The sequence below is a fragment of the Neisseria sp. P0021.S006 genome (assembly GCF_051956895.1).
Genome location: NZ_JBQCWZ010001012.1, coordinates 1 through 532, shown reverse-complemented (window position 1 = coordinate 532; position 532 = coordinate 1). Strand labels below are relative to the sequence as shown.

Below are 532 nucleotides of genomic sequence, written 5' to 3'. Positions count from 1 at the left end.
ACGCAGAAACCATCAAATTGGTTGAAGAAGGCAAAATCAACCTTGAGCCTTTCATCACCCAGCGCATCAAACTGGACGAATTGATTTCCGAAGGCTTCGAGCGCTTGATCCACAACAACGAATCCGCAGTAAAAATCATTGTCAATCCTAATCTTTAATCCTAAGGCTTAAAGAATAAACAGGCCGTCTGAAACTTTTCAGACGGCCTGTCTACTTGATAAATTCCCGAATGGCCCAATTCTCTGCCGACCATTCACTTATCAAGAGTAAAACTCCATGAATCCAAAATACGCCCCACTCTTTCAAACATACACCCTCAATAACGGCGTAACCATCAAAAACCGCCTTGTCGTCGCCCCCATGACCCATTTCGGCTCACAAGCCGACGGTTTGATCAGCGACCAAGAGCGTACATTCCTCAGCAACCGTGCAGGCGATATGGGCTTGTTTATCACTGCCGCCACTTTGGTTCAAAAAGACGGCAAAGCCTTTCACGGCCAACCTGAAGCCACAGGCGAACACTGCCTCGACA

Annotated in this window: 1 protein-coding gene and 1 pseudogene; both read left to right on the top strand. The window is 47.4% G+C overall.

Annotated features, from left to right (window positions below; all coding sequences use genetic code 11):
- A pseudogene (locus tag ACTHUM_RS18455) lies at positions 1-158 on the top strand (2,3-butanediol dehydrogenase); the annotation flags it as partial.
- Positions 159-276: 118 nt separating this feature from the next.
- On the top strand, positions 277-532 hold a 256-nt coding region (locus tag ACTHUM_RS18450; RefSeq protein ID WP_440403745.1), incomplete at its 3' end, for an oxidoreductase.